20 protein-coding genes are annotated in these 25,975 nt (G+C 63.3%); 6 read left to right on the top strand and 14 right to left on the bottom strand.

The features are described from left to right. The first annotated feature begins 24 nt into the window (after window positions 1-24). The 6 genes from ACN8M7_RS06170 to ACN8M7_RS06195 all read left to right on the top strand — a co-directional run bounded on the left by ACN8M7_RS06170 (window position 25) and on the right by ACN8M7_RS06195 (window position 6,483). Complete coding sequence (locus ACN8M7_RS06170; protein ID WP_490260126.1) at window positions 25-1,779, top strand: bifunctional alpha/beta hydrolase/class I SAM-dependent methyltransferase; 1,755 nt, start codon at window positions 25-27, stop codon at window positions 1,777-1,779. Next, window positions 1,779-3,275: a phosphatase PAP2/dual specificity phosphatase family protein gene (locus ACN8M7_RS06175; protein WP_490260127.1), complete on the top strand. Its 1,497-nt coding sequence runs from the start codon at window positions 1,779-1,781 to the stop codon at window positions 3,273-3,275. Before ACN8M7_RS06170 ends, ACN8M7_RS06175 begins: the two co-directional genes overlap by 1 nt. After that, window positions 3,265-3,699 carry a hypothetical protein gene (locus ACN8M7_RS06180; protein WP_490260128.1) on the top strand — a complete coding sequence of 145 codons (435 nt, stop codon included), beginning with the start codon at window positions 3,265-3,267 and terminating at the stop codon, window positions 3,697-3,699. The genes ACN8M7_RS06175 and ACN8M7_RS06180 overlap by 11 nt, the downstream gene beginning before the upstream one ends. Before the next feature lie 9 nt (window positions 3,700-3,708). Continuing rightward, complete coding sequence (locus tag ACN8M7_RS06185) at window positions 3,709-4,329, top strand: lysophospholipid acyltransferase family protein (RefSeq protein WP_490260129.1); 621 nt, start codon at window positions 3,709-3,711, stop codon at window positions 4,327-4,329. 1 nt (window position 4,330) lies between these two features. After that, window positions 4,331-5,263 (top strand): phosphatidate cytidylyltransferase, encoded by a 933-nt coding sequence (locus ACN8M7_RS06190; RefSeq protein WP_490260130.1) that lies wholly within the window; start codon window positions 4,331-4,333, stop codon window positions 5,261-5,263. 68 nt (window positions 5,264-5,331) lie between these two features. After that, window positions 5,332-6,483: a GGDEF domain-containing protein gene (locus ACN8M7_RS06195; protein ID WP_490260131.1), complete on the top strand. Its 1,152-nt coding sequence runs from the start codon at window positions 5,332-5,334 to the stop codon at window positions 6,481-6,483. Window positions 6,484-6,519: 36 nt separating this feature from the next. On the opposite strand, the gene ACN8M7_RS06200 is transcribed toward ACN8M7_RS06195, so the two are convergent. From ACN8M7_RS06200 to tssC, 14 genes are all read right to left on the bottom strand, one after another. Then, complete coding sequence (locus ACN8M7_RS06200) at window positions 6,520-7,953, bottom strand: hypothetical protein (protein ID WP_490260132.1); 1,434 nt, start codon at window positions 7,951-7,953, stop codon at window positions 6,520-6,522. Between the two features lie 385 nt (window positions 7,954-8,338). Next, window positions 8,339-9,172 (bottom strand): prohibitin family protein, encoded by an 834-nt coding sequence (locus tag ACN8M7_RS06205; protein ID WP_061238999.1) that lies wholly within the window; start codon window positions 9,170-9,172, stop codon window positions 8,339-8,341. Window positions 9,173-9,419: 247 nt separating this feature from the next. Next, complete coding sequence (locus ACN8M7_RS06210; RefSeq protein ID WP_061238843.1) at window positions 9,420-9,890, bottom strand: SMI1/KNR4 family protein; 471 nt, start codon at window positions 9,888-9,890, stop codon at window positions 9,420-9,422. A gap of 16 nt (window positions 9,891-9,906) precedes the next feature. Continuing rightward, window positions 9,907-14,361, bottom strand: coding sequence for an RHS repeat-associated core domain-containing protein (locus tag ACN8M7_RS06215; RefSeq protein WP_490260133.1), 4,455 nt, complete (start codon window positions 14,359-14,361; stop codon window positions 9,907-9,909). A gap of 6 nt (window positions 14,362-14,367) precedes the next feature. Continuing rightward, a complete protein-coding gene (locus ACN8M7_RS06220) occupies window positions 14,368-14,796 on the bottom strand; it encodes a DcrB-related protein (RefSeq protein ID WP_490260134.1) in 429 nt (142 codons plus the stop codon). Then, window positions 14,796-16,736: a type VI secretion system Vgr family protein gene (locus ACN8M7_RS06225; RefSeq protein WP_490260135.1), complete on the bottom strand. Its 1,941-nt coding sequence runs from the start codon at window positions 16,734-16,736 to the stop codon at window positions 14,796-14,798. The genes ACN8M7_RS06220 and ACN8M7_RS06225 overlap by 1 nt, the downstream gene beginning before the upstream one ends. Window positions 16,737-16,794: 58 nt before the next feature. Further along, window positions 16,795-19,467, bottom strand: a complete 2,673-nt coding sequence (gene tssH / locus ACN8M7_RS06230) for a type VI secretion system ATPase TssH (protein WP_490260136.1) — start codon at window positions 19,465-19,467, stop codon at window positions 16,795-16,797. Then, window positions 19,460-20,512 carry a type VI secretion system baseplate subunit TssG gene (gene tssG / locus ACN8M7_RS06235; RefSeq protein WP_490260137.1) on the bottom strand — a complete coding sequence of 351 codons (1,053 nt, stop codon included), beginning with the start codon at window positions 20,510-20,512 and terminating at the stop codon, window positions 19,460-19,462. Before tssG ends, tssH begins: the two co-directional genes overlap by 8 nt. Continuing rightward, window positions 20,476-22,335: a type VI secretion system baseplate subunit TssF gene (tssF, locus tag ACN8M7_RS06240; protein ID WP_490260138.1), complete on the bottom strand. Its 1,860-nt coding sequence runs from the start codon at window positions 22,333-22,335 to the stop codon at window positions 20,476-20,478. The genes tssG and tssF overlap by 37 nt, the downstream gene beginning before the upstream one ends. After that, the gene (tssE, locus tag ACN8M7_RS06245) at window positions 22,332-22,835 is read right to left on the bottom strand and encodes a type VI secretion system baseplate subunit TssE (RefSeq protein WP_490260139.1); all 504 of its coding nucleotides are present in this window, start codon (window positions 22,833-22,835) and stop codon (window positions 22,332-22,334) included. Before tssE ends, tssF begins: the two co-directional genes overlap by 4 nt. Before the next feature lie 2 nt (window positions 22,836-22,837). Beyond that, a complete protein-coding gene (locus tag ACN8M7_RS06250) occupies window positions 22,838-23,275 on the bottom strand; it encodes a hypothetical protein (protein WP_490260140.1) in 438 nt (145 codons plus the stop codon). After that, the gene (locus tag ACN8M7_RS06255) at window positions 23,275-23,730 is read right to left on the bottom strand and encodes a type VI secretion system amidase effector protein Tae4 (protein ID WP_061238834.1); all 456 of its coding nucleotides are present in this window, start codon (window positions 23,728-23,730) and stop codon (window positions 23,275-23,277) included. Before ACN8M7_RS06255 ends, ACN8M7_RS06250 begins: the two co-directional genes overlap by 1 nt. A gap of 95 nt (window positions 23,731-23,825) precedes the next feature. Further along, the gene (locus tag ACN8M7_RS06260) at window positions 23,826-24,314 is read right to left on the bottom strand and encodes an Hcp family type VI secretion system effector (protein WP_061238833.1); all 489 of its coding nucleotides are present in this window, start codon (window positions 24,312-24,314) and stop codon (window positions 23,826-23,828) included. 153 nt (window positions 24,315-24,467) lie between these two features. Next, entirely contained in the window at window positions 24,468-25,961 is a 1,494-nt protein-coding gene (gene tssC, locus ACN8M7_RS06265; RefSeq protein WP_490260141.1) for a type VI secretion system contractile sheath large subunit, read from the bottom strand. Between the last annotated feature and the right edge of the window lie 14 nt (window positions 25,962-25,975).

Raw genomic sequence — 25,975 nt, forward strand, 5'->3', positions numbered from 1 at the left:
CCTTCCCCGGAATAAGGAGATTCCATGCGCCCCGTACAGTTTCAGACCTTCAGCACCCATGACGGCGTCGAGCTGAGCTATCGCCATTGGCCAGCGACTGCGCCTGGCGACGGCCCACGTCAGGCCGTGCTGCTGTTCCACCGCGGCCACGAACATGGCGGGCGCATGGCCCACCTGGTAGACGAGCTGGACCTGCCGCACTGCGACTTCTTCGCCTGGGACGCCCGCGGCCATGGCCTCTCGCCCGGCGCCCGTGGCGACAGCCCGAGCTTCGCCACCAGCGTGCGCGACGTACAGACCTTCATCGAGCACATCGGCAGCCAGCACGGCATCGTCGAAGAGAACCTGGCCGTGGTGGCGCAAAGCGTCGGCGCGGTAATCATCGCCACCTGGGCCCATGACTACGCACCCAAGGTGCGCTGCCTGGTGCTCGCCTCGCCGGCATTCAAGGTCAAGCTCTACGTACCCTTCGCCCGCCCTGGTTTGAAGCTGCTGCACGCCTGGCGCGGCAACTTCTTCGTCAACAGTTACGTGAAAGCCGGCTTGCTTAGCCACGACCCGCAGCGTATTGCCTCCTTCGAGAACGACGCGCTGATCGCCCGGCCCATCTCGGTGACCATGCTGCTGGGCCTGTATGAAGCCGCAGACCGCATCGTCGCCGACGCTCAGGCGATCCAGGTGCCGACGCAACTGCTGATCTCCGGCGCCGACTTCGTCGTCCATCGCAAACCGCAGGAAGACTTCTTCGAGCGCCTCGGCAGCCTGCGCAAGGAAAAGCACCTGTTACCGGGCTTCTTCCACGACACCCTCGGCGAACGCGACCGTGGCCATGCCCTGAGCCGCGCGCGACGCTTCATCCTGCGCAACTTCGAGGAGCCCGTGACGCGCCCCTCGCTGCTCGACGCCGACCGCCTGGGCGCCACCTGCGCCGAAGCTGAGGAGCTGGCCGCGCCGCTGCCGAAAAACTCGCTGCGCGATCTCTACTGGCGCGCCACTCGCGCCGGCATGCGCCTGGGCAGCACCCTGTCGGCCGGGGTCAAGCTGGGCTTCGAGACCGGCTTCGATTCCGGCAGCACCCTCGATTACGTCTACCGCAACCAGCCGACCGGCAAAGGTCCACTGGGCCGACTGATCGACCAGAACTACCTGGATTCCATCGGCTGGCGTGGCATCCGCCAGCGCAAGCTGCATGCCGAGGAGCTGTTGCGCCTGGCCATGAGCAAGCTGCGCGAAGCAGGCGAAGCCGTACGCATCGTCGATATCGCCGCCGGCCACGGCCGCTACATCCTCGAAGCGCTGGAAGGTCAGGAACAACGCCCGGACGCGATCCTGCTGCGCGACTACAGCGACATCAACGTGCGTGACGGCAATGCCCTGATCCAACACAAGGGCCTGGGCGACATCGCCCGCTTCGTCAAAGGCGATGCCTTCGACCGTGACGACCTCGCCGCACTCGAGCCAAAACCGACCCTGGCGGTGGTCTCCGGCCTGTACGAACTGTTCGGCAGCAACCAGATGGTCGGCGACTCGCTGGCCGGCCTGGCAGCAGCGGTCGAGGAGGGCGGTTATCTGGTCTACACCGGCCAGCCCTGGCACCCGCAGCTGGAGCTGATCGCCCGCGCCCTGACCAGCCACCGCGACGGCCAGGCCTGGGTCATGCGCCGGCGCAGCCAGGCCGAGATGGATCAACTGGTGGCAGCCGCTGGTTTCCGCAAGGTGGCGCAGCGCATCGACCAGTGGGGCATCTTCAGCGTATCCCTGGCACAGCGGATTAAGTGATGGACTGCACGCGCGAACCCGGATTATGGAAGCGCGGCGTACTCTGGCTATTGCTGCTCGGCCCGCTGTTCTTCGCCAGCTACGGCTTCGCCAACTGGTTCAGCGGGCAGCGTGATGACGTTGGCAGCCTGGTCTTTGCCTGGGAGTCGCAGATACCACTCTGGCCCTGGACCATCGTGCCCTACTGGTCGATCGACCTGCTCTATGGATTGTCTTTCCTGCTGCCGGCCTGCCGCCGCGAGATGGATCGCCACGCCCTGCGCCTGCTTGCCGCACAAGTGATCTGCATCCTCTGCTTCCTGCTCTGGCCGCTGCGTTTCACCTTCGAGCGCCCGGCGCTGGACGGCACCTTCGGCCTGATGTTCGACGTGCTGATGGGCTTCGACAAGCCCTTCAACCAGGCGCCTTCGCTGCACATCACGCTGCTGGTGATCATCTGGGCGATGTTTGCCAATCACACCCGTGGGCTGCTCTGGCGTGGCCTGCTGCACGGGTGGATGGTGCTGATCGGCGTTTCCGTGCTGACCACCTGGCAGCACCATTTCATCGACCTGCCCACAGGGGCGCTGGCCGGCTTCCTTTGCCTGTGGCTGCTGCCACTGCAGGGCGTCTCAAAAAACGTAGGCGAGGCAGTCAGCGCAATACCGATGGCGGCCCCGCAAAAACAGGCGAAGAAGCGCAGTTTACGTGCTGTAAATGAGCATTCTGAGCCTGTTTTTAACGCAGCGATGGCAACGCAGGTGGTTTTTAGAGGTGCCCTGCAGGGCGATACGCCGCTGCGGCAGATGCACCTGAGCCGCGATCCACGCCGTTGGCGCCTGGCGCTGCGTTACAGCCTTGGCGCCTTCGCATGCACGGCGCTGGCAGTCAACCTGGGAGGCGCCTGGCTGTGGCTGTTCTGGCCGGCCGTTGCCCTGGCCATGGTCGCGCTCAACTACCTGCTATTCGGCGCTGGCGGCTTTCAGAAGCAAGCCAATGGCCGCCTCAGTCCGGCCGCTACGGTATTGCTCGCACCCTATCTGCTCGGCGCCTGGATCAACTCGCGGCTGTGGACCTATCGCCAGCCAGCGCCCAGTCAGGTGGTGGAGGGCATCTACCTGGGTCGGCTCCCTGCCTCGAAGGATCTCGAAGGCTTTACCGCCCTGGTCGACCTCTGCGCCGAACTGCCGCTGCAACGTAAACCCGCGCACTACTGCAGCCTGCCGTCGCTGGATCTGGTGGCACCGGACGTGCTGACCTGCCAACGCGCTGCCGCAGCCATCGAACGCCTGCGTCATCACGGACCATTGCTGGTGTGCTGCGCCCTCGGCTATTCGCGCAGTGCCACTGCCGTGGCGGCCTGGTTGCTGCATAGCGGTCGCTGCAAGGATGTGAATGCTGCCGTCGAGCTGATCCGCCAGGCACGGCCAAAGGTCGTACTCGGCCCACAACATTTGGCCGCGCTGCAAAGCCTGATCGATGCCAACGTCCCGCTGGAGGTCGCGCATGCAGGCTGACCTGTTGCTGGTCGCGGCACTGCTGCGCCGTGGGCGCAGCCTCGATCATTGCTCCGCCGCGCTGAGCCTGGTCGCCGTACTCTTCGGCCTGGCGCCCTGGCTGGGTGCACCCGCTAGTCCGGCGTTAGCGCTGATCTGCGGCGCACTGCTGATCACCGGCCTGGCCGAGAAATACTGGGCGCTGCGCGTCGCCCTGGATGCCGAACTGTTCCAGCGCCTGGCCGAGGCCGGCGAACAGCTCGACAGCCAGACTCATGCGCTGGATCAGGCCCTGCAGAATCTGGGCCTGCAAAATGCGCAGCAGGGCGGCCGCACATGGCACGTCCGCTGTCACGGAGCACTGCGCCTGCTGCGTAAACAGGCCCTGTGCCTGCTGCTACAGATCGTCATCGTCGTACTCGGGATATTCATCGCTCTCGCTTAAGGAGTCGCCATGCTCGCTGCATTGACCGCTTTCGCCATCACCTCGGCAGCCCGCCTGCTGACGGGCGCGCGCGCCCTCTGGCTGGGCAGCACCGCTCAACCCACTCAACGTCTGTATTACGCCAACCACAGCAGCCACGGCGATTTCGTCCTGCTCTGGGCGTCACTGCCGCCGGAGCTGCGCAAGCGCACCCGCCCGGTAGCCGGCGCCGACTACTGGCAGAAGCCGGGCGTGCGCAGCTTCCTGATCAATAACGTGTTCAACGGCGTGCTGGTCGACCGCGAGCGCAAGGAAGGCGCCAACCCGCTGCAGGCGATGCTCGATGCACTGGATGGCGGCGACTCACTGATCATCTTCCCCGAGGGCACCCGTAACCTCGGCGACGAAAAGCTGTTGCCGTTCAAGAGCGGCCTCTACCACTTGGCCCAAGCGCGCCCGGAGGTGGAGCTGGTGCCTGTGTGGATCGCCAACCTTAACCGGGTCATGCCCAAGGGCAGGGCGCTGCCGCTGCCCCTGCTGTGCACCTTGAGCTTTGGTGCTGCACTGGAGCCCATCGAAGGCGAGGCGAAGGACGCCTTTCTGCAACGCGCACGTAACGCCCTGCTGGCACTGGCACCCGAGGAGGCCTGAGATGGATCACAACACCCTGCTGCTGTTCGCCGGTATCGGTGCCCTACTGTTGCTCGCCAGCCTGATCGGCTTTGTCCTCAAGTGGCGCAGTAGCGACCGGCCCAACCCTGTGGTCGACAACCTCAACGCCCGGATCAACGCCTGGTGGGTGATGGTGCTGGTCATCGGCATCGCCTTCCTGTTCGGCAATACCGGCGTCGTCGTACTGTTCTACTTCGTCTCCTTCTATGCCCTGCGCGAGTTCATGACGCTGACGCCAACCCGGCGCAGCGACTACCCGGCGCTGGTCGCAGCCTTCTACTTCGCCCTGCCGATGCAGTACCTGCTGATCGCCTTCGGCTGGTACGGCCTGTTCGCCATCTTCATTCCGGTCTATCTGTTCCTGCTGCTGCCGATCCTCGCCTCGCTGGGCGGCGACACCACGCGCTACCTGGAACGCGCAGCCAAGGTGCAGTGGGGCCTGATGATCGCGGTGTACTGCATCTCCTCGGTACCGGCCTTGCTGACCCTGGACATCCCCGGCTATGAAGGGCGCAACCTGCTGCTGATCGCCTGGCTGATCATCGTCGTGCAGCTCTCCGACGTGCTGCAGTACGTCTGCGGCAAGCTGGCCGGCAAGCACAAGATCGCCCCCAACCTGTCGCCTTCGAAGACTGTGGAAGGCTTCGTCGGTGGCGTGGCCCTGGCCACGCTGATCGGCGCCTCGCTGTGCTGGATCACCCCGTTCGCCTTCTGGCAGGCGGCGCTGTTCGCGCTGCTGGTGTGCATCCTCGGCTTCGCTGGCGGCCTGGTGATGTCGGCGATCAAGCGTGATCGCGGGGTGAAGGACTGGGGCCATATGATCGAAGGTCATGGCGGTATGCTCGACCGCCTCGACTCCGTATGCTTCGCCGCGCCCGTGTTCTTTCATATGGTGCGTTACTGGTGGGCCTGACTCCGCAGCAACATCGGGGCAGCGGATTGCACTAGAGTTAGGAAAACCTGCCAGGCAGAGGGATAGCCATGGTCGCTCATACGCAGACGCTGTTCGGCGCCGTGGCCCTCGTTGCGGTGATCATGGGCAGTTGCCTGATCCTGGTCGGGCAACTGCGTCATCGCGACGGCATGCTCACCACCGGCCTGGGCATGTTTTCCCACGCGTTGGCCTACATCGGCTTCACCCTGTTCGGGCAGGCCTCGATGTGGCTGACCTACGTGCTGGCCAACACCTTGCTGTCTACCGCACTGGCGCTCTACACGGTCAGCCTGCCGCTGATCCATGGCCGTCGCCCGCCCTGGCGGCTGGCCTTCGCGTTCCCGCTGGCACTGGGCGTGCTGCTCAGCCTGCTGATCGACACCGAGGAGCCCCGCCAACTGGTGGCCTGCGTGCTGCTGTTCAGCCAATGCCTGGTGATCCTGCACCTGAGCCGCATCCATGCCGTGCTCGGCGGGCGTGCCCATCGCATCCTGATGATCGGTGCAGGCATCAGCCTGTTCGGCCTGGGCATTCGCGTGGTGGTCATCCTCAGCGGCGCGCCGGCGGAGATGCACTACGACGTCAGCAACCTCAAGCAGACGGTATCGGTCGCCCTCGGTGCCGCCACCATCATCATGTTCTCCTTTGGCCTGGTGCTGCTGTCGCGCGAGCGCATCGAATCCGAGCTGCGGCAGACCGCCCTGCGCGACACGCTTACCCAGATGCCCAATCGCCTGGCGATACTCGAACAACTCAGCGACGAGCTGGAACGCGCCCGCCGCCAGCACACACCGCTGTCCATCGCCATGCTCGATCTGGATCACTTCAAGCAGATCAACGACAGCCACGGCCACCTGGTCGGCGATGACGTGCTCAGGCACTGCGCGGACCATCTGCAGCAGCGTCTGCGGCGTAACGACAGCATCGGCCGCTATGGTGGCGAGGAGTTTCTGCTGGTCCTGCCCGGCACCGATGCCAGCGGCGCGCTGGAGCTGGTCGATCAGTTGCGCCAGTCGCTGACCCAGCAGCCGGCGCAGATCGACGGCAAGAGCATCGCCTTGAGCTTCAGCGCCGGTATTTACGGCAGCACCAGTCCAGCCGGCGAGGACATCACCGGGATGCTGCTCAAGGCCGACGCCGCCCTCTATCGTGCCAAGCATGCCGGGCGTAATACGCAGGTACTGGCCACCGTGGACTGACGTGCACCTTATGGATTTACCGGGTGATCCCTGCCGTCACTCGACCGACTCGATACGCCATTGCATACGGCTCAGCAGATTATTCTCACTGGCTTTTACAAACAGTCGATAGTCACTCAAGTACCAGTAATCTTCGGTCCAACTGACATGCTTGGTCTTGAGCCTTGTGCAGTTGAAGTGTTTTACCGCGCCAAGCAACGCTGGATGCAGGCTGCTAGCGGGCCGTTCGGCACCAATCCGGCAGGTGACGGTATTGGAGTGGCGGGTTGCCTCGCCAGCGGTCGAAGGGGCTCTGCTGAAAGTCCGGGTATAGCTGACCTCGGTATTGGACGGCATGCTCTGCCAGTCTCCGCTGAAACTCAGGCCGATCGGCGATGCCCCTTTGACCTCTTCCTTTCCGGTTTTGGTGTCGATCGCACGAGCAGCCAGGTCAAACAGACCAAGGAAGGTCAGGTGAATCGATGCTGGATCTACCGTGGGGTCCTGAATCTGCTGCAGGACCTGTCCAGATGCTGCGTCAACGGAGAAAAACACGTCCTGCTGCAAGCCGCTGAGATTCACTCGATTCATCACCTGCGCATCGTAGCGATAACTCAGCTTGCGCAGTGTGCGCTCGGGAGCAGGTAGTTTCAGGTCCACGATGGCCGAGATAACTGTGTCGGCAGCAACCGGAGTATCGAGCACAGGCGGCAACGGTGCACGTGATGCAACGACCGGCAACTTGCTCAGTTCCACGACCGGCTGGCAGGCCGCCTTGAACACCCGCTGCTGATAGTCGGACGCGTCGACGAGGGGCTGCATGGCTATCTGCCGTTTGATCTGACCGCCAGCGAGCTCACCCCGTGAATCAACGTAGAACTGACTCATTTGCATCAGGGTGTTCTGCTGACAGTTCAATGCCAGACGCTCCTGGCTGCGCCCTCTCAGCATCACGCCCTCTTGTTCGACCCTGTAGCGCAAAGGATTCTGCTCGGCCCAGACATAAAGCAGGTCGCCTTCACGCTGCAGGCTATTGCGATCCAGTGCCAGCCAATCGCTGTTCTGCGTTTGCTCCAACGCACGCCAATCCGGTGATGGCCTTTGCGTACAGACATCCCGCAACTGAGCACTGTTCAGGAACTGCTGGAGTTGAGGGGCAGGCAGGCCATTATCAGCTGCCGATGGTTCAGCGAAAGCCAGCATTCCCTGCGTGGTCGGGAAATACATGCTGGCAACGCCTTGAACGCAGGAGGCCTCGAAGCGGGCATACAGTGATTGCATCTCTGGACGCATGACCACATAGGTCACCTGATCGCCCTCGCGCACAATAGAGTGCGGATTTGCAGGCAAGTCGACAGCCTTTTCGAACACCGCAAGCCCCGGGTGAACTGCCGGCACCTTCGCTGTGGAGGTGCAACCGGCCAATGCCAGAACCGTCAGCGAAATACTCAGTGCTACAGGGAAACGGATACCGTTGTAACGAGCGTCCATGCGCTAGATCCTTGAATAAACGAGCGAATGCGAATTCTAAAGGCCTAAGGTGGACCGATTCGACAGCTTTGCTCTCAGTTTGAATAGAGTGCTGCAAGATGATCGAGGGCAACAGCCAATATCCGTGCCGGCAACTACACCGATCAGGCCGATCACGTTTACGCAGGCAACAAAAAACCCGCCGAAGCGGGTTTTTTAAGACCTTCCGACATCCTGTCGTTTGCCATCCTGGCGCGGTCTGTCTTCCTTGACTCGGGACATCCAGTTCCCAGTAGGTGTGAGTAGATTAACCAGCCCACACAGGCGACGGGAGAGGACCGTTGCGCTTCGGCGTGTAAGCCTTTTGCCATAGGAACCCTGCGCGAAGACCCAAAAGGGTCGTGGCCTAGTCGCGACTACCAGTACGAGCGTCGATAAAGGGCACGGCGCTGTTGGGCAAGACTGTGCTCGGCAGCTTGCCGTCCCAGCGTTCGGCCTTGGTTAGCTCGACCAACGCCTGGTTGGCCTTGAGGGCATCGGCACGAGCCTTGATCGCGTCAGCCTCCGCCTCACCACGCAGTCGCGTCGCTTCAGCCTCTGCGCGGGCACGGGCGAGGGAGGAGTCCGCTGCAGCTTGGGCCTGGGTCACGGCAATTTCGGCATTGACGCGCTCACGGGCCAGATCCTGCTCGCGGGTCTTTACCGCCACCTCGGCCTTCATGCGCTCCTCGATGGAACGTTCGTAGGCGTCGGAGAAGTCGATGTTCTCAAGTTGCACGCTGTCGATCACCACCGGGCCGGAGATGGCATCGGTAAAGGCCTTGGCATAATCGAGCCCGAGCTGGCCACGCTCCTGCACCGCACGCACGGCGGTATAGCCGCCGAAAATGCGCTCAGCCTGAGTCCCCACCTGACGGCTGATCAGCCGCGTGACGAGCGCATCCTCACTGCCGAACTGCTTGTAGACCTGCTCGACATCGTCAGGCGATACATGCCAGGACACCGAAATCGACATGCTCGCGGTCTGCTGGTCGCGACTGTAAGCCTGCACATTCTTGTAGGTCGTGGTCTGGTTCTGTACGGAAATGATCTTGACGCTGTCGATCCACGGCACCTTGAAGCCCAACCCCGGCTCGGCAATATCGACGAAGGCCCCGTTACGCAGCACGACGCCCCGCTCCTTTTCATCAATGGTGTACCAGCTGTTCATCACGCTGATGATCAGCAGCAGGACCACCATCAACGCAAGGACAGGGCGCCACAGGGTAGAGATGCGCGTACTGAGGGCATCGGTTTCTTTCACACTTTGTTCCTTATTTAATATTTTAAAAATGGTACTTATTTATTAGTCCGCACCTGCCGTGACCGAAAATAAATTTGCCCCCTTTTCACGGGCATTACCGGAAAGAAGGGATAGATTTATTTATTAGCCCACTTCACTGGCGGCCAAAAAACAAATCCGCCCCCTTTTTGTCCCTTCTCCTTCTTTATTCGTCGACATCTTCCTCGCCGATCAACCCTTGAACGAAGCTTGAAAAATCGGGGCAAATTACCGTTTCCGATTTTTGTTGATTGCCCTCAGCACTAAGTTCGTCGTAAAAGTTATCAACGGTAAAATAGCTGATCGCCCCGCTATCCAAGTCCAAACAGAAATAATTCCCTCCCCAGTCGTTTGCAAAAGGGAGTAATCGTGCAGGTATAACCTGCTTGCTTAGCATTGACTGATAAGTTGATTGTAAACTCGACTGAGCGCTCGAAATAGGTTTAAAGACAGAAACCTCTATTGGCTCAGCGTCTGTTTCGCTGAACCAATAGGTGCGTTCTGGTATGCCTCCATTGTATTTAAGATAGTGATCTCTAAAGGAGGCAGGTAATTTTTTCCTGATCAATCTTTCCAGGTTGTCTAAATCAAGCGAACCAATGGCGGACTCAGTATTTGAGAAGATATTTTCTTCCATCATTAACTCCTGCTTATTAACATCGGCCAGCTTTTGATCTTGGTATTTTATTGGCGAGCCACCCTTTTTTCGAGGACGCCAAAATCGATTCAGATGTTTCGTACTTTACTTTAAAATGCTTTTCATATTGCGATACTGAACCTGCATGAGGGAACGTTGCCTCGTGTGCAGACGTCTTGACCAGTTGCATTGTAGTAGTACCGGTTTTCGGATTGAAGTCATCAACATGGTGCCAGGTATAACCTGCTGCCGTCTTCTTAGCGATACCAGCTTCTTTAAATGCTTGAGTAAAGTCGCGTCCCCGGCTTCCCTGCATTTTGATAACAACAATATTCTTTTGCGATCCTGTTGTAGGGAATAGATCACTACTTCCAGTGAAATCGACTCCAGTTAAAGCCCACCCCCACGGATCCACCCACCCAAACGGCTCCGGCGCGTACTGGAACAGGTTGACCCCACCCGCCAACCCAATCGGGTCCGGGCTGATAAACCGCCCGATATCCGGATCGTAAAACCTGAAAGTGTTGTAGTGCAGCCCCGTCTCGCGGTCCAGGTACTGGCCCTGGAAGCGCAGGTTCTGCTCTTCGACAAAGAAGCTTTCCTGCGTTTCGGCCAGGGTGTTGCCCCAAACCTGGTAGCGGGCCTGCCAGATGCACTGGCCGTCGTCTTCGGTGAGCTGCTGCGGTAACCCGTTCGGATCGGTGTGGTAGTAGCGCAGGCGCGCGTGTTCGCCCTGGCCATCGACACGCGCCAGCGGGTCGTAGCTGCCTTCGTCGTAGAGGTAGAGGCTATGCCGGCCGTTGCGGGTCTCGCTGAGCAGGCGCAGACCGTCCCAGGTGAAATCGGTCTGACCGAGCAGGGCACCACGGGCATCGTAGTGGCTTTTGCCGATACGCCGGCCGAGCGGGTCGTAGTGCATCACCACGCGGCTGCCGTCGTTGTTGGTCACTTCCCGCACGCGGTGTTCGGCGTCGTAGCTCAGCCGTTGCACCTGGTGACGGCCGCTGCGTTTTTCCACCAGACGGCCAAAGGCGTCATAGCGGTAGCGCTTGTCCTGGTAGGTGAGCAGTTTGTTGTGGCGCACCCAGCCGCTGCTGGCCGCGTCACCGCCGACCGGGTGGAGCAGGTTGGCGGCGGCGTCGTAGCTGTAGGTTTCCAGATTGCCGCGAATCAGGTCCTGGCTGGCGATGATGCGCCCGCTGGCATCGTAGTGCAGCTGCTGCTTTTGTTCGCGCTGGTTGGTCGGGTCGCGGTCGAGGCGGCCGATCAGGTTGTCGCTGGGATCAAAGGCGTAGCGCCGTTCGGCTTCGGCCGGCAGTTGCACGGGCGTGTCCTGACGCCTGCGCTGGCGGGCGATGAGGCGACCGCTGCGGTCGTACTGGCTACGGGTGACGAGCTGGCCCTGGGTGCGCAGCACCTCGCGGTGCAGGCGATCACGCTCGAAGCGGCTGACCAGTTGATCGTCGAGGCTGAGCAGTTGCAGGTGGCCGCTGCCGTAATACAGGCGGCGGATACGGCGCTGGTCGGGTAGTTGCGTTTCCAGCAGGTTGCCGAGTTCGTCGTAGGCATGCTGCAGCGCGCCAGCAGCACTCTGCTCGCTGAGCAGCTGGCCAAGGGCGTCGTAGGCGAAGGCCAGCGACTGCACCTGGCCGTCAGCCGCGGTGAAGTCAATGGCGGTAAGACGGTCGAGTGGGTCGTAGGCGTATTCGGTGCGACCGTCATCGGTGTGCTTGGCAATCATCCGGCCCACGGTATCGCGCTCGAAGCGATGGACGATCGCTGCCGGCGGCGCCTCCGGGACGCTGCCCAGGCCGGTACCGTGTGGGGCCGGGGTATAGGCCAGGGCGATCAGGTTGCCTTGCGCGTCGTAACGGTAATGCCGGGCGCTGTCGTCGAGGTCGTGCTGGGCACTGAGACGGTCGAGCACGTCCCAGGTGAAGCGGTAGCGCTCGTCGTTCTCGTTGCTCAATGCCTGGAGACGGCCATAGGCGTCGTATTCGAAGCCGACGCTGCGGCCCAGGGCATCGGTACGCTGACGCACCTGGCCACGCCGGTCGTAACGGTAGCGCACGGGCTTGCCGGCAGGGTCGAGGTAGGCGCTGAGCTGGCCGATGGCGTCGCGTTGAAATTCCTCGCAGCGGCCATCGGCGAGTTGCGTCTGCAACAGGCGCCCCTGGCTGTCGTAGTGGTAGCGGGTGATCTCGCCGAGGGCATCGGTGATCTGCACCAGATTGCCACGCTCGTCGTAGCCAAAGCGCGTGGGATAACCGGAACAGTCAACCTGCTCGGTGAGCTGGCCGAGGGCGTTCCAACGCAGGGTCTTGCGCTTGCCGCTGGCGTCGGTGATCTCCACCGGCAGCCCGCTGGCGTCATAGCGGTAGCGGGTGACATGGCCCAGCGGGTCGATCTCGGCGATGCAGTTGCCGCGCTTGTCGTAGCGGTACCGCCAGGCATTGCCGGCGGCGTCGGTCTCGGCTTCCGGCAGCGACCAGTGGCCGAGCCATTGGGTGAAGTCACGGCGCCCCAGCGGGTCGAGGGTTTCGCAGAGGTTGCCGGATTCGTCATAGGCGAATTGCCAACGCGCGCCGTCCGGTGCGACGGCGGCCAGCAACTGGCGTTCGTCGTTCCAGTCGAACAGCCAGAGCTGGCCGAGGGCGTCGCGATAGCGGGTGATCTGGTACTGATCGTTCCACTGACGTTCGCTGGTGCGGCCAAGGCCATCGGTGACCCGGGTGATCCCCGCATCCAGATCGTACTGCAGGAGGTACTCATCACCGTCGTCGGTCCAGTGCCGTGTCACCCGCCATTCACGGCCATCGGCACCCTGAAACTCGTTCCATTCGTAGAAGCAGCGCAGGCCAGTCGGGCGCTGGTGTTCGATCAGGCGGCGGCCGCTGTCATAGACGAAGCGACGCAGCAACTGGCCCTTGTCGTCGCGGACCTCACTGAGATCACCCTGCGCATCATAGGCATAGGCGACCAGTACCTCGCGCCGCTCATCGGCGAACAGGCGCTCGACCCGGCCCAGGCGCTGCGGGTGGCGGGTGTCGGCGATCAGTTCGATGCACAGCTGGTTATGACCATCGCGCACAGCACGCAGCCGGCCAGCGGCGTCATATTCCAGCAGCAGGCGGTTGTCGTTGCGATCACCCAGCTTGCTCAGGCGTAGCCGCTGCGGCGCTTCGGGCAAGGGTTCGAACAGGCGGTAGAGGCCATCGACACTTTCCACCAGCAGCGCGCCGCTTTCATCGCGGCGGAAGTTCAGGCCTTCGCCCGGGCTGTAGCAGGCATCGCCCGGAGGCAGGCTGCCAATTTCGACAGGACGGCCCTGCTCGTCGATATAGGTCAGCACTTCGCCACCCTCCGGGTGGGCGCGTACCTGCACGGCGATCTCGAACGGCAGACTCCAGCCAGCCCCCAGCAGGCCGTGACGGCGCTCGTCGCGACTGCTGTAGAAGCGCTGCCACTCGATGGGCATCAGCCCTGGCAGGACGAAGTCGAGGTCGTCGTCTTCACCGAGCACCTTGGCCCCGGTGCTGGCGTGCACCGGGTTGGGCGCACCGCTGCTGGCCGAACCGAGGGCGTTGGCGATGGAATTGGTGGCATAGGCGGTCGCGCCGCCCATGGCCATGTTGCCGGCAAAACCGGCGACCAGGCAGGGCAGCTTGCTGCAAAGCTTGCGCGGGTTGCCACGCAGCGCCATGAGCACAGTCAGGGCCAGGCCGATGCCGGGGGTCTTGCCGCTACGAATCGGCTGCACCACCACGGCGTCACCACCGATGCGCACGTTCGGCGAGATATTGCCGCTTTCCACCACCGTGGCCTCGCAGGTGCTGCGATCGCCGCTGCGCACTGCCGGTTGGCCTTCGATGCTGACCTTGATCGAGCCTTCGGCGAGCAATTGCACGGGCATCGGCGGGTGTTTCTTGCACTCGATGGCATCCAGCGGGCAGGGGATGACGCCAGGTGCCGGCTGGGCAACCGTCGGCTGCCACATCTCGCTGAAGAAGCTCTTGGCCATGTCGAGGAAGCTGGGCTCCGGCTCCTCGGCGGGCGGCGCCTGCTCCAGCTCGGTACCGGACGGCGCAGCGGCGCTGCCCAACTTGCCAGCGGCGCGCGCTGAAGGCAGGCCATTGGTTTTGGTCTTGTTGGCGCCGGTGACGATCTTGGCCTGGACATTGGGCGGGGAGATGGCGTTGCCCAGGCCTTCACAGAAGGTCGTGAGCCCCTTGTCCCAGCCGGTTTTGTTCATGCCGACCCCCACGGCGATACCGACTACTGCGGCGAGGGCAAATCCACCGACGCCGAAGGTGAGGACGGTCAGGCCGGTGGCGGCGACCACCGCAGCACAGGCGACGGCGGTGATGGCGGCATAGGCGGCCACTTCCAGCACGCCACCGACGATGTCGGCAAGCAATGTGGTGTGCAGCAGATCATCGCCGAGCCGGGCAGCCCAGAGCGCATCAGACATCGCAGGTCATCCGTTGAGGCTGAGGCTTTGCTTGATCTGCGCCCAATGGGCAGCGTCGGCATCATCGAGTGGCGTGGGTTTTACGTAGCTGAGCGCCAGCAGACGCCGACCATCGCCCAGCAATACGCCAAGCTGGAACTGATAGACCTGCTCCGGTCCCTTACTGAACTGGCTGCGCAGTTCGACGCCGACGATGGCCTGGGCCGGGCCGACCTGGACATCTTGCAGGGCGCTGGAGCGCAGGTCTTTGACCTGCTTCGCCAGCTTGGCGACCTGAGCTTCGAAGTGGCTGCGCAAGGTTTCGCCATCGCCGATGGCGCCACGGGTAATCACCAGCGAGGTGCCGAGATCGTTGAGGCGCAGGATGTTGATGCTGCTGTCCTGCAGGTCCTTGCCGGGCAGTTGCAGGCTCAGCTCCTGGGTGGTGTAGCTCATCATGAGTTTCCTTTCTCTTGCCCGAACATGGATTTGACGGCGGCGTCGATGCTGCCTTGGTCACCCTGACCATCGGGCGTGGCGCCAGGGCCGCCACCGATGTTCAGGTTGAGCACGCCGCCCGTATTGAATTCGGCGTCGCCGCTGGCGTGGAAGTTGATCGCCACGCCGCTGAGGTTGATCTGGCCGCTGGCGTTGAGCTCGAGAATGCTCTTGCCGCAGACCAGACGCAGGTTTTGCCCGACTTCGATCAGGTAGCTCTGGCTGATGCTGTCACTCTTGGTAGTACCAACTATCAGCGTGTCCTGCAGCTGAACCGCACGCACACGGTTGCTGCCGATGGTCACGGTCTCGTTCATACCGATGCTCTTGACCCGGTTGTTGCCCACCGAGTGGGTTTCATCCACCTCGACGACGATGTCCTGATTGCGCTCGGCATGGATGTACAGCTGCTCGGCGCCCTTCTTGTCCTCCATGCGGATTTCGTTGAAGTTGGCTGGCGTGCCGCCCTTGCTGGAGCGGCTCTTGATGCCGCTCTGGGTGGCGTTGGCAGGCAGGTCGTAGGGCACGGTCTGCTCGGCGTTGTAGACGCGGCCGGTGATGATCGGCTGGTCGGGGTCGCCTTCGAGGAAGCTGACGATGACTTCCTGGCCGATACGCGGAATCTGGATATGACCCCAGTTCTTGCCGGCCCAGGACTGCGAGACGCGGATCCAGCAGGAGCTGTTTTCGTTGGACTGGTCGTGACGATCCCAGTGGAAGTGCACCTTGACCCGGCCGTACTGGTCGGTCCAGATCTCCTCACCGGCGGGGCCTACCACCACAGCGGTCTGCGGCCCCTGGACCATGGGCTTGGGTGTGCCGCACAGTGGGCGGAAGGTCTGCTGCGCGTCGGTGCAGGTGAGCTGACAGGTGAACTGGCCGCCGCCGCCATCGCCACTCTCCAGCGACTCCTGAGCAACGTGATAACGCGCGCCGACCACCAGGTACTCGCGGTTCTGATCGGCGCGGCCAAAGCCGGTGAGGCTGAACAGGTTGCCCGACGCGATACCGCGCACGCTGCCACTGACCTCGATGCGCTCGTGCAGGCTCTGCAGCGCCTCGATACGGTTGCGCGCGTACTGCTCGCCATCGCTGCTCTGCACGTAGGTGCCCGGATAATCGTACAGCGGGTAGTCGCCGGCACTGTGCGGGCGAGGCATGACCGAGCGCACGTCGATGCGCGCGCTGGGGCGCTGGAAGTCGTAGTCGTTGAGTTCCATCGAGCCCGGCTGCACGTGCTGCGCCAGGTACCAGTCATTGAAGTGGTCGCGCTCGCGGTGCTGTCCGTCGGGCGGGTAGTAGGGCACGCTGGCATAGCCGGGCGCCGGCTGGTGCGCACCGTAGGCATCGGCGAGCACCAGCACATGGCGGTCGGCCTCGTGGCGGAAGTAGTAGTAGATGCCTTCCTTTTCCATCAGCCGGCTGACGAAATCGAAGCTGGTCTCACGGTACTGCACGCAGTACTCCCACTCGCGGTAGGGGCGGCTGAGTGCGTCTTCGAAGTCGGAAAAGCCGAGGTCGCGGAACACCTGCTTGATGATCTGCGGCACGCTCATGTGCTGGAAGATGCGGCAGTCGGACGTGCGGCTGAGCAGCCACAGCCAGGGCCGCAGGGTGACCCGGTAAGCCGCGAACTGGCCACGGTCTACGGTCTGCCCGCAGGCGGCGACGATGCCATGAAAATGGCGGTCGCCACCGCCATGCTGCTGCACCGAGAGCGACAGCGGCTTGCCAAGCAATTGGTTGAGATCGAGGTTGGCGTCGTGGGACACCAATTGCATCTCGTACTCGAACAGCCGGCCCAGTTCGTCGCTGCCGTGCATCGAGCGCAACAGCAGAACGTCCGGCCCGAGCGGGCTGGTGATGCGGGCAAAACGGGAAGATTGGGCGAAGAACATAGGTCGGGGTTCCGGCCTGCCATGATGCGGGCCGGCGCTAGCCGACCCGCACTCGGGCTCAGGCGTTGTCGGCGAAGCTGTAGTTCAAGTCGTTGTCGACCACGCTGATGCGCACGCCGGCCAGCGGCTTGCCTTCCATCATGCGGGTGAGGAACTCACGGCTCATGTCCGGCAGCATGCCGTTGGTGAGAATGGCGTCGATCTGCCGGCCGCCGCTCTCGCTCTCGGTGCAGCGCGAGACCACCAGGTCGACCACCGCTTCGTCGTAGTCGAACGGCACCTTGTGGGTGCTTTCGATGCGCTTCTTGATGCGCCCCAGCTGCAGGCGGGTGATGGCCTTGAGCATGGCATCGCTGAGCGGGTAGTAGGGAATGGTCACCAGGCGGCCGAGCAGCGCCGGCGGGAAGATTTCCAGCAACGGCTGACGCAGGTCGCGGGCGATGCTTTCCGGGTCAGGCAGGTTGTCCGGGTTCTGGCACAGCTGCGCCACGCGTTCGGTGCCGGCGTTGGTGGTGAGCAGGATCAGGGTGTTCTTGAAGTCGATCAGGCGGCCTTCGCCGTCTTCCATCACGCCCTTGTCGAACACCTGGAAGAAGATCTCATGCACGTCGGGGTGAGCCTTCTCCACCTCGTCGAGCAGCACCACGCTGTATGGCCGGCGACGCACCGCCTCGGTCAGCACGCCGCCTTCGCCATAACCGACATAGCCGGGCGGCGCGCCCTTGAGGGTGGAGACGGTGTGCGCTTCCTGGAATTCGCTCATGTTGATGGTGATCAGGTTCTGCTCACCGCCATACAGCGCTTCGGCCAGCGCCAGCGCGGTCTCGGTCTTGCCGACGCCGGAAGTGCCGGCGAGCATGAACACGCCGATCGGCTTGCTGGGGTTGTCGAGGCCGGCGCGCGAGGTCTGGATGCGCTTGGCGATCATCTTCAGCGCGTGGTCCTGGCCGATGATGCGCTTGGCCAGCAGGCTGTCGAGGTTGAGCACGGTCTCAACCTCATTGCGCGCCATGCGCCCGACCGGAATGCCGGTCCAGTCAGCCACCACCGAGGCCACCGCCTGGTAATCGACGGTCGGCAGAATCAGCGGGTTTTCACCCTGCAACTGGCTCAGGCGCTGCTGCAGCTCGACCAGCTGGGCACGCAGAGCCTGATGATCGCTGGCGCTGTCCTGGTCAACCACGCCAGCACTTTCACGCAGGCTGGCGCGGGTAGCCAGCAGTTCGTCGACCAGCTGCTTCTCTTCGGCCCAGCGGCTTTCCAGCTCGGTCAGACGCTCGCGCTCGGCGGCCAACAGGCTCTCGCTGTTGGCCTGGCGCAGGCTGACGTCGATGCCGATGGCGTGCTCACGGGCGATGATCTGCAGTTCGGTTTCCAGCGCTTCGATACGCCGGCGGCTGTCGTCCACCTCGGCCGGCACGGCGTGCAGGCTGATGGCCACGCGGGCACAGGCGGTGTCGAGCAGGCTGACCGACTTGTCCGGCAGCTGGCGCGCCGGGATGTAGCGATGCGACAGCTTGACCGCAGCGTCCAGGGCTTCGTCGAGAATCTGCACCTGATGGTGCTTCTCCATGGTCGAAGCCACGCCGCGCATCATCAGCAGCGCCTTGTCCTCGGAGGGCTCGGGCACCTGCACCACCTGGAAACGACGGGTCAGCGCCGGGTCCTTCTCGATGTGCTTCTTGTACTCGGCCCAGGTGGTGGCGGCCACGGTGCGCAAGCTGCCGCGCGCCAGCGCCGGCTTGAGCAGGTTGGCCGCGTCGCCGGTACCGGCCGCGCCACCGGCGCCGACCAGGGTGTGGGCTTCGTCGATGAACAGGATGATCGGCTTGGGCGACGCCTGCACGTCTTCGATGACCTGGCGCAGGCGCTGCTCGAACTCGCCCTTCATGCTGGCACCGGCCTGCAGCAGGCCGACGTCCAGGCTGCGCAGTTCCACATCCTTGAGCGACGGCGGCACATCACCGGCGGCGATGCGCAGGGCGAAGCCCTCGACTACCGCCGTCTTGCCGACGCCCGCCTCGCCGGTGAGGATCGGGTTGTTCTGCCGGCGACGCATGAGGATGTCGACCATCTGACGAATCTCCTCGTCGCGGCCGACGATGGGGTCGAGCTCGCCCTTGCGCGCCTGCTCGGTGAGGTCGATGGTGAAGCGCTTGAGCGCCTCCTGCTTGCCCATCGCCGCCGGCGCCATGGCGCCACTGGCCTCGCCTGGTGCGGCAGCGGCAAAACCGTCGCTGGCAGCCAGGTTGTTCTCCGGCGAATCGCCGACGTATTCATCGAAACGCTCGCTGAGGGTCTCCACCTTGATCTTGTCGAACTCGCTCGACAGGCCCAGCAACACCTGACGCAGACTCGGCGTCTTGAGGATGCCGATAACCAGGTAGCCGGTACGCACCTGGTGCTCGCCGAACATCAGGCTGCCGTATACCCAACCGCGCTCCACCGCTTCTTCGACATGCGAGGACAGGTCGGTGATCGAGGTCGAGCCGCGCGGCAGGCGGTCGAGGGCGTCGGTCAGGTCACGCGCCAGACGCGCCGGCTCGAGGCTGAACTGACGGATGATGCGATGCAGGTCGGAGTCCTGCAGCTGCAGGAGCTGATGGAACCAGTGCGCCAGTTCGACGTAGGGGTTGCCGCGCAGCTTGCAGAATACGGTGGCGGCCTCGATGGCCTTGTAACCAACGCTGTTGAGCTTGCCGAATAACGCGGTACGGCTGATTTCACCCATGTGGAGTTCTCCTTGATTGATCCGCCGGCGAAGTCGCTACGGCGTGATGGCGGGCCAGCACCAGATCCCTGGCGTCGTGCTGTGGCTGGCCAAGCCAGGTGGTGTAGCCCAGGCGAGCCTGGCCGTTGAGGCGCAGCGCGGGGACTTCCTCGCGCTGCAGGATCAGATTCAGTTGCCAGTCGAGTTCATCGCCCATGTATTCAGCGACCCAGGCCACCAGCGCGGCGAAGGACTCGCCTTCGGGCAGCATGGCGTTGTACTGCTCGAGCGTCAGCGGGCCGAAGCAGATGCGGAAGCTGTGCTGGCGGTCCCAGACCTGGCTGCCCAGGCAGAAGTCCACGCCCAGCTGACTGGACTCGACGCCCAGGCGTGTGCGCTCGGGCAGGCTCAACCAGCTGCTGGCGTACTCTTCGATCTGCACCGGCACGCCGAAATAGTCAGAGAGGATGGCCTTCAAACCATCGGGGTAACGGGTCTGTGCAGCCAGATGACCGCTGAAGTGCAGCTTCGCCGTATCGTCCAGCAAGCCCTGCTGGCGCAGGCTGGGCATGCCACGACCGCTGAAGGCCGCGAGGCGCGCCGACCAGTAGTCGTCATCCGGGCGGTCATGGCTGACGGTCGGCCGGGCTTCGGCCCAGGCACGATAGAACAGGCTCAGCAGACGATGATGGAACAGGTCGAGGAAGTGCTTGCTGGTGCTGTCGGCGTGGTTGCGCTGACGCTCGCGCACATACTCGGTCAGATGCAGCGGTAGCGGCCCGCTGGGCCCGCCAAGGCCGAAGAAGTATTGCTCCAGGCGTGCCGGACGCTCATCGCCGGTGTGCGTCACGGCAGCCAGTGTGGCCGGGGCGAAGGTGCCTTCCTGACGTTGCCCGAGGCGCAGCGGATCGTCAGCCAGGCGCCGGGAACGACCCAGGCGCGGCAGGTGCGGATGCTCGTTCTCGATACGTCGCAGGGCCTGGAAGAAGTCGTACTCCCAGGGCTGCGCCTGCATCTGTGCAAGCGTATCTAGAGGTTCGGACGACGGCCGGGCCGGGCTTTCCATCGCATGATCTCGCCGCGCTCGGTGCTGCGCAGCACCGTCTCGGTAAAGCTGTTGAGGGATACGTAGCGCGCCAGGAAACGCTCGAACACAGCGCCGAGGAGAAACACCCCGGTACCGCGAAATGCGTTCTCGTCGAACTCCAGGGTGATTTCCAGACCACGACCGAAAACGATCGGGCCCGGCATCGGCAGGCGCCGCGTACAGGGTTTGGCGCTGACCTCGCGCAGGCCTTCGATCTGCAGCTGCAGGGCCGGATTCTGCACATCGCCATACAGCCGCAGCATTTCGCGCAACGCGGCGGCGCCCTGGCCTTGCTCGGCCAGTGACAGGTAGTTCAGCGACAGCTGGCTGATCAGCCGCCAGGCCTGGTTGTCGTGTGCCGCGCTGGCACGCGGCCGACTCGGCCCGGCGACGCAGCGCACGCTCTGCACCGGGGCACTGTCGGCCAGGGTGAAGTCGCTCTTGCCGCTGCCGACCGTCATGAACAACGGCAGGTCGCGGTTGGTACACAGGGCGCTGAGGCCCAGCTGGCGCAGGTCATGGCGATACGGCGCCTGCTGGCTGTCGACCAGACTGATGAAGGTTTCGCTGCCCACGTAGCTGGAGCGCGTGCCGTTGCGGCGCTGCCCGGCCGAGAGCACGCGTGGCTCGCGGCGCACGATGTAGTACGCCTGATCGCGCCCATAACGCGCGGGGTCGCGCACGGCATAGAAAGGCAGGAAGGTCTGCTCCGGGCCACTGCCATGGCCGGTGACGCCGCGCAGCGAATGGATCTCGAAGTCCATCGGGCGCGTACGGTCGGCGATGGCATGGTGCTCATGCACCTTGTCGCTCAGGTGGATGCGATCCAGGCGCCGCGGGAACAGGTTGATCGCCGGGGTGCAGAACGGCAGGAACTGGCTGGCATCGACCTGGTTCTGCAGGTGGCTGTCGAGACGGTCGAACAGCACGATCAGCTCCAGCTCGTTGCCGCTGCACTGGCGCACCGCGCGGCGCAGGCCACAGAAGTCGACGAACAGAAAACGCTGCGGCAGGGCGAAATATTCCTGCAACAGGCGATAGCCCTGGAAGGCCTGCGGCACTACCGGCAGGGCTGCCTCGGCATCATCGAAGCCGCACGGACGAAGGGCGTCGGCCGGTAACCGTTCGACCCAGTCGCGCCCCGGCTGGCGGGCGAACACGGTAAGGCGGTTGCCCAGCAGCTGCTCATAGAGGCGAAACGGCAGTTCGTCGAGGCCGTTGAGGTACAGCGGCAGGTTATCCAGATCCAGACTGGCGAAGGGGATTTCGGCGCCGCTACGCAAGGTGATGCGCAGTGCGGCCTTGGCGCGCGACTCGCTGGCGGCGAGACGGCCGAGCGCTGCGGCGGGGTTGCTGATGTACTCGGCGTCGGCCACCTGCAGCGGCCACAGGGTCACCGGATGGGCCGTGCGGTACTCGCAGGGGGTCTGGCTGTCCTTGCCGAGAGTGGCGCGCAGCACGCTGTCGCGCGGCAGGTTGAAACTGCCGTTGAGCGCGCCGTCATTGGCGTCGGTGTGCAGCTGCACGACCGTCATCGAGGGCGTCGGCGCGAGGTAATGCGGGTAGGCAATTTCCAGCAGGTTGTGGGTGAACACCGGATACTCGGCGTCGAGCTTGAGCTGCACACGTGCGGTCAGCCAGGCGAAACCTTCCAGCAGCCGCTCGACATAGGGGTCGGTGCATTCCAGGCCGGACAGGCTCAGGCGGCTGGCGATCTTCGGATACTCGCGAGCGAACTCGGCCGCACCGTCGCGAATGTGTTGCAGCTCCTGGTTGTACAACTCCAGCAAACGGGGGTTCATGAGCGTCTCCGCTGCTCGGCAGGCAGCACCTGCACATGGCCGGACTCCAGGTCCAGCTCGGTGCGCAGCAGCAAGGGCAGGGGCGCCGGCTGCCCCCAGAGGTCGCCCTGAATCTCGAAACTCAGCGCGTTGTGGTTCATCTGTTCATGGCCGACATGCGCCCGCACCCGCACGCTGTGAGCCAGAATGCGCGGCTCGAAGGTGATGATGGCGCGCTGGATCAGGCTCTCCAGGGCGGCGATATCGATGCCGGAAACGCTGCTGCCGGCCAGTGCCGGCAGGCCGTAGTTGATCACCGAGGTACCCGCTGGCGTGTGCCGGGTGGTGTCGGCGTCGAGCAGGGCGATGGTGTTGAACAGCCAGGTCAGATCGCGCAGCACCGAGGCCTTGAGCTGGTTCAGCGAGAGCACGCGGCGGTCCGCGCTTTCCTGCGGATTGCTCGGGTCGTCATCGGTCAGGCGGTCAAGCAGCGATGGCTGCAGGCGCTCGCGCGGGGTCATGGTTACCAATCGAACATCCCGACGAAGGCTTTCTGATCCCATTGGCTCGGGCCGCAGGCGGCGATGCGGCTGACCGGAGCAGCCTCCAACTGGTCATGGTACAGGCGCAACGCTTGCAGATCGGTCAGGCAACTGCGGCTCGGCGCTGGCTGCGGCTCGCTGCGCTCGACCATGATGATCGGTGTCTGGCGGAAGTACTCGACCCGCAACTGCTGCTGGGGTGTTTCACTGAAGCGGCAGGGCCACTGCATGTCCAGAGCCAGCGGCGCAGCATCCGCCAGCGTCAGAGCGCAGCGCCCCTGAACATCGCTGAGCCGCACGGTCTGGCCCGCGAATTCGGCCTGCGTGATGCCGACAGAGGGATTCGCGCTCTGCTCGGCACAGGCGCCGAGACTGAACAGCATGGTCGCCAGCAATGAGTTACGCAGCATGGCGCGCATCAGCTCAGCTCCCAGAACCAGACAGCCTTGGCCCGATGGAAATAATCACCGGTCAATGTCAGCCCACGGTTCCACAGGTCGATATGGTCGCCGCTGGGGCGGCCATCCGGATCTGTGGGCTGGTAATAGAAATCCTTGTAGAAAATGATCCCGGTCTTGCCGGTCAGGCTGGTTCGGTCGGCCGCGCTGTTGCTGTAGATCTTTGGAGCACCCAGCTGACGCTTCTTCCATAACCAGTTGGCCAGTGATTCGGCCCCCCGGGCATGGCCGTGGGCGCAGCGTGGTTCGCTGTAGGTCGAGGAGTTGATCTGCAGCGTACGCTCGTTGTTCAGCGCGAGACTCAGGCGAATGGCGCACTGGTTGGCCCAGTTGCCGTCGCAGGGCTTGCGGTCCGGATGTTCGACCAACAGGTTCTCGTAGGCTTTCCAGAGATTGATGAACGAAGGCTTGGGCATGGCAAGGTCTCTTTGCGCAACGGTCTCAGCGTGGCAACCGCCTGCGGCTTGTCGAGGATATCCACCTCCGGGCGGGAGCCCGGAGGTGGAGCGCGTCAGATCTTGACGTTGGAGCGGATGTTCCAGCCGTACTTGATCGGGCCGCCTTCCTTGGTGCCGTCGGCTTTCTGCGGTTGGTAGTCGACCGTGACCTTGGCGAAGTTCAGGGTGATGTTCTCGATCAGGCGATCGTCGTTGCCCGAACCGCCGGTGCTCAGCGAGGAGATCAGCACTTCCTCGAGGTTGATGATCAGGTACTCGACCTGGGAATCACCGCCTGCCTTGCGCACGGTCAGGGTGACCTTGGGCACGTGCTTGCCGCTGGAGCAATGCATCATCAGGTTGGGGGTCGCCTTGTCGACGAACTTGGTCAGCGACAGATCCTGGATGCTCACCTTGCCCGCACCACCACCGGTTCCGGTGTGCATGTTGCCGGACTGGGACATGCCCCAGCTCCAGTTGAGCACTTCGATTTCGTCCTTGTGGGTCTTGTCCTGAGACTCGCCCTTGATGTCACCGATCTTGATGAAGATATCGACAGCCATGTTTTCTCCTGACGTGGCATGGGCCACTGCGTATATGTGGGGATGCCCCCGGTAATCTCACTCGTCTTGCGCATCCGCTGGATGTGCCGCGGGAGCGGCGCAAGCCGCGAAGACGCATTCGCGGCTGAAGCCGCTCCCACGGTTACAAGGCGGTTAGGCGCCCTTGGCCGACGGCAGCTTGGAAACCAGCCGCAGCGACACCGTCAGCCCTTCGAGCTGGTAGTGCGGGCGCAGGTAGAACTTCGAGTTGTAGTAACCCGGGTTGCCTTCCACTTCTTCCACCACCACTTCGGCGGCAGCGAGCGGGTGCTGTGCCTTGGTGGTCTCGGTGGAGTGCGCCGGGTCACCGTCGACGTACTTGAGGATCCAGTCCTGCAGCCACAGCTGCATCTCGTCGCGTTCCTTGAACGAGCCGATCTTGTCGCGAACGATGCACTTGAGGTAATGCGCAAAGCGGCAGGTGGCGAACAGGTACGGCAGGCGCGCGGCCAGGTTGGCGTTGGCGGTGGCGTCCGGGTCGTCGTACTCGGCCGGTTTCTGCAACGATTGCGCACCGATGAAGGCAGCGAAGTCGGTGTTCTTCTTGTGCAGCAGCGGCATGAAGCCGTTCTTCGCCAGCTCGGCCTCGCGGCGGTCGGAGATGGCGATCTCGGTCGGGCACTTCATGTCCACGCCACCGTCGTCGGTGGGGAAGGTGTGCGCCGGCAGGTTCGGCACTTCACCGCCGGATTCCACGCCACGAATGCGCGAGCACCAGCCGTAGTGCTTGAACGAACGGTTGATGTTCACCGCCATGGCGTAGGCGGCGTTGGCCCAGGTGTACTTGCTGCTGTCGGCGCCGTCGGTGTTTTCTTCGAAGGCGAAGGCCTCCACCGGATCGGTCTTGGCGCCATACGGCAGACGGGCCAGGAAACGCGGCATGGTCAGGCCGATGTAGCGCGCGTCCTCGGACTCGCGCAACGAGCGCCAGCCGGCGTATTCCGGGGTGGTGAAGATCTTGGTCAGGTCGCGCGGGTTGGACAGCTCCTGCCAGGAGCCCATGCCCATCACGGTCGGCGACGCAGCGGCAATGAACGGCGCATGCATGGCCGCGCAGACCTTGGACAGCTCGCCGAGCAGCTCGACATCGGGCGGCGACTGGTCGAAGTAGTAGTCCCCGACCAGGCAGCCATAGGGCTCACCACCGAACTGACCGTATTCCTCTTCGTACATCTTCTTGAAGATCGGGCTCTGATCCCAAGCCGTGCCCTTGAACTTCTTCAGGGTCTTGTGCAGCTCCGGCTTGGAGATGTTGAGCACGCGAATCTTCAGTTGCTCATCGCTCTCGGTGTTGTTGACCAGATAGTGCAGGCCACGCCAGGCGCTTTCCACCTGCTGGAAATCGCTGTGGTGGATGATCTGGTTGACCTGGGCGGTGAGCTTGGCGTCGATGGCGGCAATGATCGACTCGATCGACTTGATCGCATCGTTGGAGATCAGATCGGTCTGCGCCAGGGCCTGCTCGGCCAGGGTACGCACGGCCGTTTCCACCGCTTCCTTGGCGCGCTCGGTCTTGGGTTTGAATTCCTGCATCAGCAGCGAAGCAAATTCGCTGGTCTGCTCGGTATTGGCCAGTGCGGCCTGGTCGTGTTGCAACTGTTCGCTCATGGTGGTCATCCGAA

This window comes from Pseudomonas spartinae (genome assembly GCF_965197125.1).
Classification (GTDB): domain Bacteria; phylum Pseudomonadota; class Gammaproteobacteria; order Pseudomonadales; family Pseudomonadaceae; genus Aquipseudomonas; species Aquipseudomonas composti_A.